The 1,232-nt window shown below is 40.7% G+C and carries 2 tRNA genes and 2 rRNA genes; all 4 read right to left on the reverse strand.

The window, feature by feature from the left end:
* Positions 1–164 (reverse strand): 23S ribosomal RNA (locus DC083_RS09970); the annotation flags it as partial.
* Between the two features lie 629 nt (positions 165–793).
* Positions 794–869 (reverse strand) — tRNA-Ala (locus DC083_RS09975).
* A gap of 19 nt (positions 870–888) precedes the next feature.
* A tRNA-Ile gene (locus DC083_RS09980) sits at positions 889–965 on the reverse strand.
* A gap of 73 nt (positions 966–1,038) precedes the next feature.
* Positions 1,039–1,232 (reverse strand): 16S ribosomal RNA (locus DC083_RS09985); the annotation flags it as partial.

Raw genomic sequence — 1,232 nt, forward strand, 5'->3', positions numbered from 1 at the left:
TTCAGCTGTGGATGACAGGGTTTTAAGCCTGTGCGGGTTTCCCCATTCGGACATTTCCGGATCAAAGCTTGATTGCCAGCTCCCCGAAACTTTTCGCAGACTTCCACGTCCTTCATCGCCTGTAATCGCCAAGGCATCCGCCATGTACGCTTATTCACTTGACCATATAATAGGGATTAGACTCATTTTTATAATGAATCGTCCAAACTATATGATTTAATAGCTTTTTAATTCTCCTACGAATGTAACATGATAACGTTTCACTTTAAGTTAACTCATTTTATCAATCTGTCATATTAAAAGACTATAGTAAGAATGATCTAAGATATTCTCACTATCTCACTTCAACTGACAGTCAGTAAAATTGAATACATCGTTTACTTAAGTAATGCAATCTCTCCCGATCTCTCTTTATATCTCAACACTCACTTACCATTCTCATCACGAGAAGAATAAATCAACATCAAGACCCAAAAGATCTTGGTCACTATTACTCGATTCACATCGATCAATAATGACTGCTGCATCGCTATTACGTTGCACCAACTAATCCAAATTGTTAAAGAACACTCTAAATAGATTAGAGTATAAATAATATGACTTAATTTACTTCCTTACTACTTGTAAGATTATAAATCACTTTATTTATCGTCTATTCTATTTCGGAAGAAGAATTATAGAGATTTAATCTTCATTAGCAAGCTTACTTATTACTCATTCTAGTAATGAGTGACTGCTAACCCTAAACTTTATCTCTCTAGATCCTCAACTACCAATCCATAACCATTTAAAATGGTGGAGGATAACGGAGTCGAACCGATGGCCTCCTGCGTGCAAGGCAGGCGCTCTACCAACTGAGCTAATCCCCCTTTTACCGGGTTACTTATTTGGTGGGCCTAGGTAGACTCGAACTACCGACCCCACGCTTATCAAGCGTGTGCTCTAACCAACTGAGCTATAGGCCCAGATCTAGCTTTTCTCTTCTTCTATCTTAAATAAGCTTCTATGGAAGCTCGTATCACCTGCGAGTCGCTCTTTAAAGGAGGTGATCCAGCCGCAGGTTCCCCTACGGCTACCTTGTTACGACTTCACCCCAGTCATCGACCACTCCGTGGTAAGCGCCCATTTTTAAGCTACCTACTTCTGGAGCAATCAACTTCCATGGTGTGACGGGCGGTGTGTACAAGACCCGGGAACGTATTCACCGTGGCATTCTGATCCACGATTACTAG

This window comes from Ignatzschineria ureiclastica (assembly GCF_003121845.1).
In the GTDB taxonomy this organism is placed as follows: Bacteria; Pseudomonadota; Gammaproteobacteria; order Cardiobacteriales; family Wohlfahrtiimonadaceae; genus Ignatzschineria; species Ignatzschineria ureiclastica.